The organism is Steroidobacter agaridevorans, assembly GCF_009932555.1.
Lineage (GTDB): Bacteria > Pseudomonadota > Gammaproteobacteria > Steroidobacterales > Steroidobacteraceae > Steroidobacter > Steroidobacter agaridevorans.
Genome location: NZ_BLJO01000007.1, coordinates 137,956 through 153,793, shown reverse-complemented (window position 1 = coordinate 153,793; position 15,838 = coordinate 137,956). Strand labels below are relative to the sequence as shown.

Below are 15,838 nucleotides of genomic sequence, written 5' to 3'. Positions count from 1 at the left end.
GGGGAACTCATGAAGTGGATGTTGGCTATCGTTTGCGCCCTGGCGGCAAACATTTGTCTGGCGCAGACGGCCGAGAACTTTCGACCGGCAAGCACGAATGTTTGGGGCGCCCAATATCCCCGCATCGACGACGCCGGACGGGTGCAGGTTCGCGTGAAGGCGCCGGAAGCCACGACCGTCAAGCTGAACTTCTGGAACGGACCCAAAGTGGGCATGCAGAAGCAGTCCGACGGCTTCTGGACCGTCACCACCGAGCCGCTCGTTCCAGGGTTCCATTACTACACTGTGGTCATCGACGGCGCGGAAGTCGCCGATCCAGGCAGTCATGCATTCTTTGGCGGCACCCGACATGCGAGCGCTGTGGAAATTCCCGAGCCGGGCGCGACGTACTATTCCATCCAGGACGTGCCTCACGGCCAGGTGCGCGAGGTGTGGTACCACTCCAAGGTGACTGGAACGTGGCGACACGCGCTGGTTTATCTGCCGCCCGGTTACGACTCGCAAACGAACACGCGTTATCCCGTCCTCTATTTGCAACATGGCGGCGGCGAAGATGAGACCGGCTGGATCCGGCAGGGCCGTGCCAATGTCATCCTGGACAATCTCGTCGCGGCCCGTCAGGCCGAGCCGATGATCGTTGTCATGGCCTATGGCTACGCGCTGCGCGCGGGCGAATCTTTGCCCGACACGGCGGCCACGACCTTCGGCTCTCCGCAGATGCTGAAGGCGATGCAGGACATGGCAGCGACGTTCGAGGACGATGTCACTCAAGCGCTGATCCCGTTCGTCGACAAAACATTCAGAACGCTCCCGGATCGCGATAACCGCGCCATGGCAGGTCTGTCGATGGGTGGAATGCAGACGTTCCACATCACGCTCAGGCATCTCGATCTGTTCTCTCATATCGGCGGGTTCAGCGGCGCCGGCGGATTGCTTCAGCCCGGCGGCGGCAAGTTCGATCCGAAGACGGATTACAACGGCGCGTTCGCCGATCCGGATGCCTTTGCAAAGAAAGTGCATGTGCTCTGGCTCGGCGTCGGCAGCGCCGAGGGCGAGCGATTCCTCGGCAGCGTTCGCGGGCTGCACGAGAACTTGAATGCAGCAGGCATCAAGCATGTCTACGTTGAATCGCCCGGGACGGACCACGAATGGCAGACCTGGCGGCGCGCGTTGCACGACTTCGCGCCCCGGCTGTTCAAGGCGCGCAAAGCGCGAAGCTGATTGAGATCGAACGATGACGATTAGAGTTGTTTGCCTGCTGGCAGTATTGGCGAGCGCCTTCGCCCAAGTAGCGACGGCGCAGATGAAGACGGAAGCGCCCCCGGTGGTGGCGGGCGCGAAACCGGTGTCGGTTGAATCGATCAAGATTCACTCGCGCGCAATCGAAGGCAATCTGGAGGGCAATGCCGTCGAGCGCGACATGCTCGTGTTCTTGCCTCCGAGCTATAGGAAAGAAGCGTCTCGACGCTATCCCGTCGTCTACGCGCTCCATGGCTACTTCGTCGGGGCTGAACAGTGGTCGCACGAGATTCACGCGCCACAAACCATCGAAGGGGCCTTCGCCAGCGGCGCCAAGGAGATGATCGTGGTCCTGCCGGACTCGAAGACCGTGCACAACGGCTCGATGTACTCCGGTTCAATGACGACGGGCGACTTCGAGACCTTCATTGCTCGCGACGTGGTCTCGTACATCGATGAGCACTATCGAACGATTCCCGAGCGGCGCAGCCGCGGCCTGGCCGGGCATTCGATGGGCGGTTACGGCGCGACGCGGATCGGGATGAAACATGCGGACGAGTTCGGCAGCCTGTACGTCATGAGCCCTTGCTGTCTGGCGCCGCGCTCCGTCGGGCCGCCGAACGCCGAAATGACCAAGCAGCTGGAAGAGGTGCAGAGCCCCGCGGACTCGGCCAAGCTGCCGTTCTTCGCGCGTGCTCAGCTGGCGGCGGCCGCTGCTTGGTCGCCGAATCCGAAGAATCCCCCATTGTTCCTCGACCTTCCTACGGGCGAGGCGCAGGCGGACGTCCTGGCGCGCTGGGCGGCCAATGCGCCGCTCGCTTTCATCCACCAGTACATTGGAAACATTCGGCGGTACGACGCGATTGCCATCGACGTCGGCGATCGGGACGGCTTGCGCACCGACACAGCCAAACTGCACGATGTGCTCGATTCCTATGGCATCGAGCACACCTTCCAGGTGTACGCCGGCGACCACACCAACAAGCTGGGCGATCGATTCCAGAATCACGTCCTGCCGTTCTTCGGCGCCAACCTGTGCTTCAAGGCGGGATGCCGCTAGCTCGGCGGACGGGACGCTAGCCATGGCACAGTCGATCACACAGCTCGCGGCCAAGGATGTTTCGGACGCCGCCGCGTTCCTGCGTGAAGTGGCGGAGCCGTGTCGCCCGGTCGTGATCCGCGGCCTGGTGAGTTCCTGGCCTGCAGTGTCGGCAGCCAACGGTTCGCCCGGGCAATTGAGAGACTACATATCCCGCTTCGACGCTGGCGCCGAGGCGGAAGTCTTCGTGGGCGAGCCGCACATCGCCGGCAAGTATTACTACACCGACGATCTGCGCAGCTTCAACTTCTCGCGCGCTCGGATGCATTTCAACGATGCGCTAAATCGCATCGTAGCCACTGAGTCGGGTTCGAATGGCAGCTCGATGTATATGGGGTCGCTGCCGATCGAGCAGTACCTGCCGGGCTTTGCGGCCGAGAATCAGCTGTCCGTTCTGAACATGAACGTCGCGCCGCGCATCTGGATCGGCCACGCCTCGAACGTTTCGGCGCACTACGACACGATGGACAACATTGCCTGTGTCGTCGCCGGCAGCCGGCGTTTCACTTTGTATGCTCCAGAGACGATCGATCGTCTCTACATCGGGCCCATCGATCACACGATGGCCGGGCAGCCAGTCAGCCTCGCGGCAGCCGCGCCTGCCGATGACGAACGATACCCGCGCTTTCGCGAGGTTCGGGAGCAAGCGCTCACCGCTGAGCTGCAGCCGGGCGATGCGATCTACGTGCCCAAGCTGTGGTGGCATCAGGTCGAGGCGACCGCGCCGTTCAACGTGCTGGTGAACTATTGGTGGGACGCCTTCAGCATTGGTCGCGATGCGCCCGCAACCGCGATGCTGCTGAGCCTGATCGCCATCGCGGAGCGTCCGCCTGCCGAGCGGCAGGCATGGAAAGCACTCTTCGATCATTTCGTGTTCCGGACCAACGGCCATCCGCTGGCGCACCTACCGGTGGAACAGCATGGCGTGCTTGGGCCGCTGAAGCCGGACAACTATCAAAAGATTCGTGCGCGCGTCATGCAGATGTTGCGAGGTGCATGAATGAACTGGAGCGGCATGTCTTTGCGCAATATTCAAACGCACGTACTCACGCTGTGCCTTGCATTCGCGACGGGCGGTGCGGCGTTGGCCTCCGACGCCAAAGATACGTCGCTACGGGCGCGAGCGGACGCGAAGGCCAAGGCGCTGGTCGAGCAGATGACGCTCGATGAGAAGGTGGAGCAACTGCTCAACACGGCGCCGGCGATCCCGCGCCTGAAGATTCCAGCGTACAACTGGTGGACCGAGTCCCTGCACGGCGCCATGGGCCCGGTGCCGACCACGAATTTTCCGGAGCCCATCGGGCTTGCGGCAACGTTCGATGATGCCCTGGTGAAAGATGTTGCTGCGGCGATCAGCGCGGAAGTGCGCGCGTTGCATGCATTGGGACGCAAGACTGGCAAGCTTGGTCGCATCGGCACCGGCCTCGACACCTGGTCGCCCAACATCAACATCTTCCGCGATCCGCGCTGGGGGCGTGGACAGGAAACATACGGCGAAGATCCGTTTCTTACGGCGCGGCTTGGCGTCGCGTACGTGCAAGGTATGCAAGGGCCCGATCCAGAGCGGCCCGATGTGGTCGCATCGCCCAAGCACTATGCAGTTCATAGCGGCCCCGAGTCGACGCGTCACGAAGCGAACGTGTTCGTGAGTCCGCACGATCTGGAAGATACCTACCTTCCCGCGTTTCGCGCGGCGATCGTCGAGGGCAAGGCGGGTTCGATCATGTGCGCGTACAACCGCGTCAACGGCGAGCCGGCGTGCGTCAGCAATCTGTTGTTACAGCAGCGCCTGCGTGACGCGTGGAAATTCGACGGTTACGTGGTCTCCGACTGCGATGCCGTCAAGGACATCAGCGACAACCATAAGTTTGCTCCCGATGCGGTCGCGGGTGTCGCGGCCGGGCTCAAGGCGGGTGTGGACAACGAATGCAGCAATGCCACGTTGTTCGACATCGACGGCCTCGGCGCGCGCTACAAGCAGGCGTACCAGCGCGGCTTTATCAGCATGCAGGATATCGACACAGCGCTGATTCGGCTGTTCTCGGCTCGCTATCGCAACGGCGATCTGCCCGGACTCGAAGGGCGGCCGCCGATCGATACTCCACCGACGCCGGTTACCACGCCCGAGCGCGATGCGCTCGCATTGAAGAGTGCCGAGAAGAGTCTGGTGCTGTTGAAGAACGACGGTGTGCTGCCATTGAAAGGCACCGAGCGCATCGCCGTCATCGGGCCTCATGCCGATGCGACGCGTGTGCTGCGCGGAAACTATTCATCGGCGTTATCGAGTCCTCCGATTTCGCTGGTCGATGGCTTGCGTCGTGCCATGCCCAACGCGACCGTGACGCTGGTGCCCGGCGCGCCTTCGATCACCGATGGCGATCCGATCCCGACGACAGCTTTGCGCACGCCTCGCGGTGAGCCCGGCTTGCTGGCCGAGTACTACGACGCCGAGCAGACCCTGCCCAAGCGTTACGCGTCACACGCCGATTTCGCCGAGCACGCAAACAAGGTGACGTTCAAGAGCAAACCGTCAATGGCTCGCGTCGAGCCTGGCATCGCGATGCGCGGCAACGAGCTCACGAAGGTGACCGAATACTACCGCGTCGTGTGGACGGGTTTCGTTGTGCCACCCGAGAGCGGTACTTATCGCATCAGTCTCGGCGGTCCCAACGCGGAGCTTTCGCTCGATGGCAAGGTGATCGCACGTCATCACCGCCAGCCGTGGGGCACGCGTTCGGAGATGACAACGATCGAGCTGGAGAAGGGGCGGCGTTATCCAATTCGCGTCAGCGCCGATGCATTGTTGTTGTCCGGCGTCGAAGTCCTGTGGAAGCGCGTCTCCACTCAGCCCGAAGCGGACCTGCGCGCCGCGGCCGCGCAAGCGGATGTGATCGTCGCCGCGGTCGGACTGAATTCCAATCTGGAAGGCGAGGAGATGAAGGTCGAGCTGGAGGGATTCTCCGGCGGCGATAAAACCTCCATCGACCTGCTTGCCGATCAACGCCGGTTGCTGGAGCAGGCGAAGTCGTTGGGCAAGCCGCTGATCGTCGTGCTCATGAACGGCAGCACGCTCGATCTGTCGTGGCCCAAGGAGCACGCGTCAGCCATCGTCGAAGCCTGGTACGCGGGACAGGCCGGCGGCCTCGCCATCGGCAACGTCATCGCCGGCAACACCAATCCGGCGGGACGATTGCCATTGACGTTCTATCGCAGCGTCGCCGATCTGCCGCCGTTCGACGACTACTCGATGAAGGGTCGCACATACCGGTACTTCACTGGAGCGCCGGTGTACCCGTTCGGGTACGGCTTGAGCTACTCGACCTTCGAGTATGGCGAGCTGAAGGTGCAAGTCGTGGATGGAAGTCCCGAACGTGGGCTTCGCGTCACCACGACGGTGCGAAACACGAGCAAGCGAGCCGGAGAGGAAGTCGCGCAGCTGTATCTGGATCCGCCGGACTTCGAAGGGGCGCCCCGAGTTGCATTGCGTGGTGTGCAGCGCTTCGCACTCCAGCCAGGCGAGCAGCGGACCATCGCGTTCGAGCTCGCGCCACGCGATCTGAGCTTCGTGACTCGGGACGGGGTGCGCCAGATATTCGCGGGCCAGCACCGCGTGAGCATCGGGTCCGGACAACCGGAATCGGGAGTGCCCGTGCAATCGGAGTCGTTCACGACGACGCAGATCGTTCCGCTGGCCTTCTGACCGTTCTCGCAAACCAGTTGAAGACGAAGTAGAGGCCTCAATGAATCTGAAGTCCGCTCTCTCTGCGTTGCTGATAGGTGCAACTGCATCCGTCGGTGTGGCGTATGCGCAGACCGTTGCGCTGAAGGTCGAGACCGACAAGCCGGGCGCGAAGATCGATCGCCAGTTGTTCGGGCAGTTTGCCGAGCACCTGGGCCGCGGCGTTTATGAAGGCGTCTGGGTCGGCCCGGATTCGCCCATTCCGAATACACGCGGTATTCGCAACGACGTAGTTGCGGCGCTGAAAGAGCTGCGCGTTCCCAATGTGCGCTGGCCGGGAGGCTGCTTCGCGGATGAATATCACTGGCGCAATGGCATCGGGCCGCTGAAAGACCGCCCTGCCACGCTCAATCCGAATTGGGGCGGCGTCATCGAGCCGAACACTTTCGGCACGCATGAGTTCATGGACTTCGTGCAGCAGATCGGCGCCGAAGCTTACATTTCCGTGAACGTCGGCTCGGGCACGCCTCACGAAGCTGCGGACTGGTTCGAGTACATGACCACTGCTCAACCGACGGCCCTTGCGAAGCAGCGCGCGGCGAACGGTCATCCCGAGCCTTATGGCATTTCGTTCATGGGCATCGGCAATGAGAGCTGGGGATGCGGCGGTTCGATGACGCCGGAGGAATACGCGGCGCAGCTTCGCATCTACGCTCGCTACACACGCAACTACAACGCAGATCATCCGACGTTGAAGATCGCCGTCGGACCCGACAGCGCGAACACCGGCTACACCGAAGCCGTGATGAAGGCATGGAAGGAGCGCAACTGGAGCTGGGACATCAACGGACTCTCGCTGCACTACTACACGGTCGGCGCCGGCTGGCCTCCGAAGTTCGCCGCGACCGGCTTCGGTGAGCAGGAGTACGCGACGCTCATCAATTACACGCTGCGCATGAATGAGCTGCTTGCCACGCACGGCGCGATCATGGACAAGTACGATCCGGAGAAGAAGATCGCGCTGGTCGTGGACGAGTGGGGCGCCTGGCTGGCGCCGACGCCGGGTAGCAAGGAAGGCTTCCTCGAACAGCAGAACAGCGTGCGCGACGCCATCATTGCCGCGCTCAACATCAACATCTTCGCGCGTCACGCCGACCGGGTGCGCATGGCAAACATCGCGCAGATGGTCAATGTGCTTCAGGCCATGATCCTGACCGATCAGGACAAGCTGGTGCTGACGCCGAGCTATCACGTCTTTCACATGTATGTGCCGTTCCAGGATGCAACGTTTCTACCGGTGACGTTCGATGCCGGCGCCTATGCGAATGGCGACATCAAGTTGCCGAAGGTTGACGCGATCGCCGCGAAGGGCAAGGACGGCAAGACCTGGCTGGCCCTCACCAACATCGATCCGACCGCACCGGCGCATTTCGAACTGACGACTCGCGCGAAGCGGGCTGCAGGAAAGATTCTTTCGGCGCCGAAGATCGACAGTGTGAATACGTTCGCGGCGCCGGCGACTGTCGCGCCCAAGTCGTTCGAAGCACGTTCGAGCGGCAACAAGATCGCGTTGAAGTTGCCGCCGCATTCGGTGGCCGTGATTGCGCTCGAGGACTAGGGGGCGACTTCAAGGCATTCGAGACAAGTGCTCACTCATAGAACCGATAACACGAATTTACGAGAACCGACTATGTCTACAAATTTCTGCAAGGATGGCCGCAATTCCATGATCAAGTTGACGTCGACACGCCTGCGAACGCTGGCGGCCTGCGGGTTGCTGTTGCCACTGGGCGTGCAGGCCCAAGACACGCCTGCCGAGCCCGAGCAGGGCGCTGGGCTCGAAGAAGTCCTCGTCACCGGCACTCGCATCATGTCGAGCGGGTACAACGCGCCGACGCCGACGTCGGTCATCAGCGCCGAGCAGCTCACCGCCAATGCGCAGCCCAACATTTTCACGACGGTCGCGCAGTTGCCCTCGCTGCAGGGCTCCACAGGCACGCAGACCAACACGTTCAGCACATCCAGCGGCGCTCAGGGCCTGAGCTCGTTCTCGTTGCGAGGCTTGGGGCCGATCCGCACGCTGACGCTACTCGACGGCCAGCGTGTCGTCGGCGCGAACGTGACGGGCGTGCCTGACGTGAGTTTGTTTCCTCAGCTGCTGATCGAGCGCGTCGACGTGGTGAATGGCGGCGCATCGTCTTCTTACGGTTCCGACGCCGTCGGCGGCGTGGTGAACTTCGTCACGAACACGCGTTTCGAAGGCGTCAAGGGTAATGTCCAAGGCGCTGTCACCAACTATGACGACGATGAAACGATCGTCGCTCAGATCGCTGCCGGCAGCAGCTTCTTCGACGGTCGCCTGCATGCCGTGGGAAGCATCGAGTACCACGACGAAAAGGGCGTGGGCCCGGGCCCGTACGGCATCGGCCTGGCGGGCGGTCGCGACTGGTTTACGCAGCGCACGCTCGTCAATCGCAACGTGCTGAACGACGGCTCGCCGCAATATAACGTCATCGACTACGCGCAGCCCTACAACTACACCAAGTACGGCCTGATCACGGCCGGGCCGCTGCAGGGAATCGCATTCGACGAAGCCGGCAATCCGTTCGATTTCCAGTACGGCTCGAACGGAACGCCCGATCGGAACGCGGCCGGCAGCGTCAGTGGCTGTCTTCCCGGGTTTTGCGTCGGGGGCGACGTTTCGGGCAACGTCGACTCTGGCCGCACGCTCCAGTCGGAGCTGGAGCGCATCAACGGCTACGGCCGCCTCGGCTTCGAGTTCGCGGACGACGACGAGATTTATGTGACGGCGAATCTGGCCCAGGTCCAGACTCACAATCAGCCGATCAACGGCATGAACCGGCCGAACCTCACGATCCAGTGCAGTAATGCGTTCCTGCCCGCGTCCATTCAGCAGCGTTGCGCGGAGGCAGGTATTACCGAGTTCAAATATGGAACCAGCAACGCGATCCTGCCAAGCACGCAGGTCTATACCGATCGCCGGCAGTATCGTTTCGTATTGGGCGCGATCGGCGGACTGAACGTGCTGGGCGATGAGTGGAATTACAACGGCTACTACGAGCACGGCATCAACTTCAGCGACATCGATGTGAAGAGCATCATGCTGAACCCCCGGTTCAACCAGGCCATCAACGCCACCCTGTTGGACGGCAATATCGTTTGCGCGGACCCGGTGGCGCGCGCGAGCGGATGCGTCCCCATCAACATCTTTGGCGGCATGCGGCCTTCGGACGCAGCGTTCAACTACATCATGCCCGCGAAGGGCCCGTATCAGCGGACGCGTCAGAACCAGGATGTGGCGAGCTTCAACGTCTCCGGCACGCCGGTCGACCTGTGGGCAGGTCCGCTGGCGCTCGCCTTCGGTGTCGAGTGGCGAAAAGAAGAATATCGCGTTCGCGCCGACGCCTACGGCAACGGCATCAATGCGCAAGCTGGCATTGAAGGCACGCCTTACAACTCGGTATATCCGGCCGATCCGGTGCTTTCGAACAACGGCAACAACTGGTACGCGGGCAACTACAAGAACGGCGAGGGCGACTACAGCGTCAAAGAAGCCTACGTGGAGTTCGATCTGCCGCTGTTCGACACGCAGGGCGCGGGTCGAGCGAACCTCAATGCCGCCTCACGTGTGACCGATTACAGCACCTCGGGAACGCTTCACGTATGGAAGGTCGGCGGCACCTGGGATACGCCGCTCGATGGACTGCGCCTGCGCGCAACCACGTCGCGCGATGCGCGTGCGCCGAATCTTTCGGAATTGTTCGCAGCACCCGTTACCACTACGTTGCCGAACTTCCTCGATCCGACCCGTAACGTCAACGTGATCGTGATCCAGAACCAGGTCGGCAATCCCGCCCTCACGCCGGAAATCGCGCGCAACACTTCGTTCGGTGTCGTGCTGTCCGAACCGGCCTGGCTGCCGAATTTCAGCGTGTCGGTCGATTATTACAAGATCAAGATCGACGACGTGATCTCCAGCCTCAGCGCCAACGACATCGTCAACTACTGTGTCCGGAACATCCTGCCGCAGACCTGTGGCTCGTTCAGCCTGGACAATTCGAACGGACCGGGCTTCGTCAACGTCCAGTCGTTCAATTTCGCGTCGATCGAGACCTCGGGCTTCGACATCGAAGCGAGCTATCGCTGGCCGCAGTTGTTCGGTCTCGCGGGTACGTTCACGGTGCGCGGACTGGCTACTCACATCCGCGAATACCTCACCGACAACGGTCTGCCGGGCACGGTTCCGGTCGACACCGCCGGGGTGAACATCGACTCGAAGGCCGATTGGAAAGTGCTCGCCATCCAGAGCTACGACACCGACAAATTCTCGTTGCAGATCCAGGAGCGATGGATCAGCGACGGTGTGTTGGGCAACCAGTACATCGAATGCCAGCCGGGCACCTGTCCTGTCTCGACCGTGAATCGGCCGACCATCGACAACAACCACGTTGACGGGGCTTTCTACCTCGATGTCGGCGGATCGTACGAGGTGCTGCCGGGCACGACCGCCTACTTCAAAGTCGACAACGTGCTCGATGAGGATCCGGCGCGCGTGACGATTTTCAGCAACCCGGCGCTCTACGACGCTCTCGGCCGTGTGTATCGGCTCGGCGTGCGTTTCGATCTTTGATCCCAGCGCGAGCGCAAAGCATGAAACTCTCCCCAGGTAACGTCCTGCCCGCCAGTGTGGCAGGACTGCTGCTCGCCAACGCAGCCTTCGCGACCAATCCACTGATCATGGATCAGTTCACCGCCGATCCGACGGCGCGAGTGTTCGAGGGAAAGGTGTACGTCTACCCCTCTCATGACATCAAGGCGCCGCCTGGCTACAAAGGCAAGCCGAACTGGTTCGTCATGGAGGACTACCACGTATTCTCATCGGAGAATCTGACGGACTGGAAAGATCACGGCGTCATCCTGAAGCAGACGGAGGTGGCATGGGCCGACCCCGGCGCTTACGCCATGTGGGCGCCGGACAGCGTCTACAAAGACGGGAAGTATTATTTCTATTTCCCGGCGATCGCGAAGGCCGGTGGATTCAGAATCGGCGTGGCGATCGCGGACCAACCGTACGGACCGTTCAAGCCGCAGGCCACGCCCATCGAAGGCGTCAAGGGCATCGATCCGTCAGTGCTCATCGACAAGGATGGCAGTGCTTATCTGTACTACTCCTTGGACAAGATCTTCGTCGCGAAATTGAAGCCGAACATGCGGGAGATCGAGGGTGAGCCGGCGGTCTTCGACTACCTGCCGAAGAAGGGGCTGCAGGAAGGTCCCTTCGTGTTCGAACGCAATGGCATCTACTATCTCACCTATCCGCACGTCGCGAACAAGACCGAGCGGCTCGAATATGCGACAGCCACCTCGCCGATGGGGCCGTTCAAACATGCAGGCGTCATTCTCGATGAAGCGGAGAGCGGCTGCTGGACCGTTCACCATTCGATTCTCGATTATCGAGGGCAGTGGTACCTGTTCTATCACGACAAAGATCTGTCGCCCTCGTTCGACAAGAATCGGGCGATCAGAGCCGACAAGTTGTTCTTCAACGCCGACGGCACGATTGAAAAAGTCGTTCCGACGCTGCGTGGCGTGGGTCGGGTGAACGCGGGCAGCGAGATCCAGATCGACCGCTACAGCGCGACCAGCGGTGACGGGATCGCAGTCGCATTCGTGGACGAGGCGAACCCGCACGCTGGCTGGAAAACCACGCTCAGTGCCGCAAAGTCCTGGGTGAGGTTCAACGAAGTCGACTTCGGGGCCGGTGCACAGCAATCGATCGAAGTGCGCGCGAAGGCCCCCGGCAGAAGTGCGCTCGAAATCCGGCTCGACAAAGAAGACGGGCCGGTGATCGGCCGCATGGAAATTGGCCAAGGATCCGATTGGAACATCGCGAGCGCTGCCGTGAAGGGCGTTCCGGCCGGCGTCCACGACCTTTTCGTTACCCAGGGCGGAGGCGAAGCCATCGAAGTAGATTGGGTCAGGTTTCGCTGAGCGCCCTGCATTGGTTAGCTGACCTTACCTCCGCGTCCAGCAGTGGGTGGCTTATCTTTCCGGCATGCCCGGCTTACCTTGGCCAGCAGACAGCGAAACAACCCATATTGGAGGGCTGAACGATGACTGCGCTGGACGAGTACCATCTGCTGGGCCGCTCCGGGCTGCGAGTTTCACCGCTCGCACTCGGCACCATGACGTTTGGAAAGGACTGGGGCTGGGGCGCGGATGCCACGGAGTCGCGCCGCATTTTCGACCTGTACGTCGATCGCGGCGGCAATTTCATCGACACATCAGTGAACTACACTGACGGCGCATCCGAACGACTGCTCGGCGAGTTCATGCGCGAGAAGCGCGAGCGGCTGGTGATCGCCACGAAATTCACGATGGCGCGCGAGCCGGGCAACCCCAACTCGGGGGGCAATCACCGGCTCAACATGCAGCGCTCCGTCGAGCAGAGTCTGCGGCAACTCGGCACGGACCGGATCGATCTGCTCTATTTGCATGGTTGGGACTTCACCACGCAACCCGACGAAGTGATGCGTGCACTCGACGACCTGGTGCGCACCGGAAAGATCATCTACGCCGGCATCTGCAACACGCCTGCATGGCAGGTCGCGCAGATGCAGACACTCGCAGATCTCCGCGGCTGGTCGCCGTTTGTTGCCCTGCAGGTCGAATACAGCCTGATCGAACGAACAGTCGAGCACGAGCTCATTCCAATGGCTGCTGCACTTGGGCTGGGCGTGTTGCCCTGGTCGCCACTCGGCGGCGGCGTGCTCTCGGGAAAGTACACGCGCGCCGACGTAATGGATTCACGCGAGGCGGGCGTATCCACGACGCGCAAAGGCGTCATTGCTTCCAGCGGTTTGCTGAGCGAGCGCGCCTTGAGCATTGCGGCAGTAGTCGGAGAGGTGGCGCAGGAGATCGGCGCAACACCTTCGCAGATCGCACTGGCCTGGACACTCTCGAACCCGGCCGTAACCGCGCCGCTGATGGGCTCGCGGACGATTGCGCAGGCGGAAGACAACCTCGGAGCACTGAGTGTGTCGCTCTCGGATGAGCAGCGTGCTCGCCTCCATGAAGTCAGTGCACTCGAGCCGATATTTCCCGCGCGCTTCGTCGAGCGACCCTTGGTCCAACAGCTCATCTTCGGCGGCGCCAAGGTCGCGAGCCGTGCCTGACGGGAGCTTGCCGCGCCGGGGACGCTCCGGTAGGTTCTCGCCGCAATGGCAGTCGATCTGAATGGTGTCGCGGTATTTCTTGCGGTCGCCGAAGCGAAGAGCTTCAGCACCGCCGCGCGCCACCTTGGCGTCACTCGCTCGGCGGTCAGCCAGACGATCCGGCGGATGGAAGATCGGCTCGGTATCGCATTGGTCCAGCGGACCACTCGCAGCGTGGGCCTGACGGAGGCCGGCGAAGAGCTTTACCGGCGCGTCGCCCCGGCGGTCGGCGAAGTCGGTCTTGCCCTCGACGCCACGCGCGATCGCGACACCGCTCCGTCCGGTCAACTGCGGGTTGCGGTTTCCTCCATCGCGGAGCGTTTCATCTCCGGGCCGTTGCTGGCGAGCTTTGTCGAAAGCCATCCTGGCATTCAGCTCGACATCACCATCACGGATGAGGAGTTCGACATCGTGGCGGAAGGCTACGACGCGGGCGTGCGCCTCGGAGAAGTCATCGAGCAGGACATGGTTGCCGTGCCGGTCTCGGACGGCCAGCGCCAGGTGGTCGTTGGCGCACCATCCTACCTCGCACGCCATCGCCCACCGAAACATCCCAAAGAGCTGCCACAACATTGCTGTATCGGCTGGCGGCCCGCGCCGCGCGTCGAGCCGTATCGCTGGGAATTCGAAGATGGCGGCCGAGAGATCGACGTGGCGGTGAATCCGCGTGTAACGACCAACGACATGTGGGTCATGGTGCGCACGGCAGTAGCTGGCGGTGGGCTCACGTTCGGCATGGAGGAAACGTTTCGGCCCTATATTCAGCGCGGCGAGCTGGTGCCGTTGCTGGAACGTTTCTGCCCGCCGTTCGCCGGGTTCTATTTGTATTTTCCCGATCGACGCAACCTTGCGCCCAAGCTCCGCGCGCTGGTGAACCACGTTCGCTACTCGACGAGTGCTTCCAAGACGCAAAAGAGGCGCTAGAGCTTACCGGCAATTCGCCACAGGCAAGGCGCCCCTCCGTGGAGGGGCGCCATGCGAAGGCCACATCTGCAAAAGAAAAGTCAGCGGCCCAGGTAGTTCATCAGCCAGGTCATCGCGGGACGATGCGTGCCGTTGCTCTGAATCAACCCGCTGCCGTTCACCCATGTGCTGCCGACCACGTATCCCCACAGGGTGATGCCCGCCACCGACGGATGGTTGTAGAACAGCGGAAACTGCGTCTGCATGATCTGCAACTGCTCCTGATCGTTGGTTCTGGCGACGTCGTACTCCGAAATGTAGATCGGGAGGCCCAGCGCGGCCACCTGGTTAAGCTTGTTCTGGATGCTGCTCAGAGACTGTCCTTCCAAGCCGTGGCCCTGCGCTCCCAGGGCGTCGACCACGCCGGCGTTGACGGCTGGCGTCGCCATGCGGATGAACGCGTCGGTGTCCCAGCTCAGCACGTTGTAGTCGTTGAGGATCAGGACGGCGTTGGGGCAGTACTGCCGCGCCAGTTGGAACGAGCGGATGATCCAGTTGCTGCCGAACGCGTTCTGCGCATACGCGGCCGGCGCGTGGCCTGGCGTGGCCTCGTTGACCACGTCGATCATCGCCGTATTTGGATAACGCGCGCAGTAGTCGCGAATCCACTCCTCGATCTCGGCCGCCTGTTCGGCCGCGCTCAGCGAGTTGATCCAGCCTGGCGACTGATTACCCCAAATGAAGGTGTGCTGCTTGAACGGGATGTTGTTCGCCATCGCGTAGTTGTACGCCCGGTCGAGCCCGCTCCAGTTGTACACGTCCCGCGTCGCTTCGACGCTTGCCCACTTGCCCTCGTTCTCCGGCGTGATCTGATCCCAGTACTGGAGGAAATCAGACCGGACGGCGCCGTTGGTTGTGATGTTGCCCACGAAAAACGCGGGGAGGGGGCCAGTGCCGCCGCCATTTACGTTGCCGAAGCCAATCACGCCATTACAGTGCAGCCATTCGCTGAAGCCGCCGCCGCCGCAACTCCCATTCGTGTAGAACCCGGTGTTCTGGCTCTGAGCTTCCGCCTGACGCGTCTGCCCGTTGACGACGATGTAGTCCACCTGGGCGTCGCGGCCACTGGCGTCGTTGGTGAACGCCACCGTAATCGCGCCGGTGAGGGTCGTCGACGCGGTGAAGTCCTGGAAGCTCGTCGTCAGTGTCCAGGTCGCAACGTTTGTATTGTCGACGCGTAGGCTGAGAGACTCGGTGCCCGCGGTGCCACGCGCACGCACCACGATGTTGTTGGCTGAATTGGCGACTGGGCCATAGCCAATAGCGCCGTTGCAATGCATCCACTCGCTGTTGGAGCCGCCGCCGCAACTCCCATTCGCATAGAGCCCGGTGTTGTAACTCTGGTTCTCCGACTGGCGTGTCTCGCCGTTGACGACGATGTAATCCACCTGCACGTCGCGACTACCGCCATCGTTGGTGAATGCCACCGTAATGCCGCCGGTGAGACTCGTCGATGCGGTGTAATTCTGGTAGCTCGTGGTCAGCGTCCAGCTTGCCACCTGGGCATTATCGACCCGCAGCGAGATCGATTCGCCGCCTGCTGTGCCGCGGGCGCGCACCACGACCGTGGAACTACTTTGCGCTTGAGCCTCCGTGAAGAGCCCCGTTCCGAACAGGGCGGCA

10 protein-coding genes are annotated in these 15,838 nt (G+C 62.0%); 9 read left to right on the top strand and 1 reads right to left on the bottom strand.

Translation table 11 applies throughout. From position 1 onward, the window contains the following. Positions 1–9 precede the first annotated feature (9 nt). The 9 genes from GYH35_RS24305 (at position 10) to GYH35_RS24265 (ending at position 14,176) form a co-directional block, all read left to right on the top strand. A complete protein-coding gene (locus tag GYH35_RS24305) occupies positions 10–1,221 on the top strand; it encodes an alpha/beta hydrolase-fold protein (RefSeq protein WP_161829716.1) in 1,212 nt (403 codons plus the stop codon). A gap of 13 nt (positions 1,222–1,234) precedes the next feature. Then, a complete protein-coding gene (locus GYH35_RS24300; RefSeq protein ID WP_161829715.1) occupies positions 1,235–2,299 on the top strand; it encodes an alpha/beta hydrolase in 1,065 nt (354 codons plus the stop codon). A 22-nt stretch (positions 2,300–2,321) separates the two neighbouring features. After that, positions 2,322–3,338, top strand: coding sequence for a cupin-like domain-containing protein (locus tag GYH35_RS24295; protein WP_161829714.1), 1,017 nt, complete (start codon positions 2,322–2,324; stop codon positions 3,336–3,338). Between the two features lie 15 nt (positions 3,339–3,353). Continuing rightward, positions 3,354–6,038 carry a glycoside hydrolase family 3 C-terminal domain-containing protein gene (locus tag GYH35_RS24290; protein ID WP_202624608.1) on the top strand — a complete coding sequence of 895 codons (2,685 nt, stop codon included), beginning with the start codon at positions 3,354–3,356 and terminating at the stop codon, positions 6,036–6,038. A gap of 40 nt (positions 6,039–6,078) precedes the next feature. Further along, positions 6,079–7,635 carry an alpha-N-arabinofuranosidase gene (locus GYH35_RS24285; protein WP_161829712.1) on the top strand — a complete coding sequence of 519 codons (1,557 nt, stop codon included), beginning with the start codon at positions 6,079–6,081 and terminating at the stop codon, positions 7,633–7,635. A 108-nt stretch (positions 7,636–7,743) separates the two neighbouring features. Then, complete coding sequence (locus GYH35_RS24280) at positions 7,744–10,668, top strand: TonB-dependent receptor plug domain-containing protein (protein WP_202624606.1); 2,925 nt, start codon at positions 7,744–7,746, stop codon at positions 10,666–10,668. Between the two features lie 20 nt (positions 10,669–10,688). Then, positions 10,689–12,029, top strand: coding sequence for a family 43 glycosylhydrolase (locus GYH35_RS24275; RefSeq protein ID WP_161829711.1), 1,341 nt, complete (start codon positions 10,689–10,691; stop codon positions 12,027–12,029). Between the two features lie 122 nt (positions 12,030–12,151). Then, on the top strand, positions 12,152–13,213 hold the full coding sequence (locus GYH35_RS24270; RefSeq protein WP_161829710.1) for an aldo/keto reductase: 1,062 nt from the start codon (positions 12,152–12,154) through the stop codon (positions 13,211–13,213). 45 nt (positions 13,214–13,258) lie between these two features. Further along, positions 13,259–14,176 carry a LysR family transcriptional regulator gene (locus GYH35_RS24265; RefSeq protein WP_161829709.1) on the top strand — a complete coding sequence of 306 codons (918 nt, stop codon included), beginning with the start codon at positions 13,259–13,261 and terminating at the stop codon, positions 14,174–14,176. Between the two features lie 80 nt (positions 14,177–14,256). On the opposite strand, the gene GYH35_RS24260 is transcribed toward GYH35_RS24265, so the two are convergent. Next, positions 14,257–15,838: endo-1,4-beta-xylanase (locus tag GYH35_RS24260; RefSeq protein WP_202624604.1), on the bottom strand; the 1,582-nt coding region annotated here is incomplete at its 5' end.

Bases quoted from the DNA above. Each gene is read 5' to 3' on its own strand.
- GYH35_RS24305 (WP_161829716.1), top strand. From the start codon at position 10: ATGAAGTGGATGTTGGCTATCGTTTGCGCCCTGGCGGCAAACATTTGT.
- GYH35_RS24300 (WP_161829715.1), top strand. From the start codon at position 1,235: ATGACGATTAGAGTTGTTTGCCTGCTGGCAGTATTGGCGAGCGCCTTC.
- GYH35_RS24295 (WP_161829714.1), top strand. From the start codon at position 2,322: ATGGCACAGTCGATCACACAGCTCGCGGCCAAGGATGTTTCGGACGCC.
- GYH35_RS24290 (WP_202624608.1), top strand. From the start codon at position 3,354: ATGTCTTTGCGCAATATTCAAACGCACGTACTCACGCTGTGCCTTGCA.
- GYH35_RS24285 (WP_161829712.1), top strand. From the start codon at position 6,079: ATGAATCTGAAGTCCGCTCTCTCTGCGTTGCTGATAGGTGCAACTGCA.
- GYH35_RS24280 (WP_202624606.1), top strand. From the start codon at position 7,744: ATGATCAAGTTGACGTCGACACGCCTGCGAACGCTGGCGGCCTGCGGG.
- GYH35_RS24275 (WP_161829711.1), top strand. From the start codon at position 10,689: ATGAAACTCTCCCCAGGTAACGTCCTGCCCGCCAGTGTGGCAGGACTG.
- GYH35_RS24270 (WP_161829710.1), top strand. From the start codon at position 12,152: ATGACTGCGCTGGACGAGTACCATCTGCTGGGCCGCTCCGGGCTGCGA.
- GYH35_RS24265 (WP_161829709.1), top strand. From the start codon at position 13,259: ATGGCAGTCGATCTGAATGGTGTCGCGGTATTTCTTGCGGTCGCCGAA.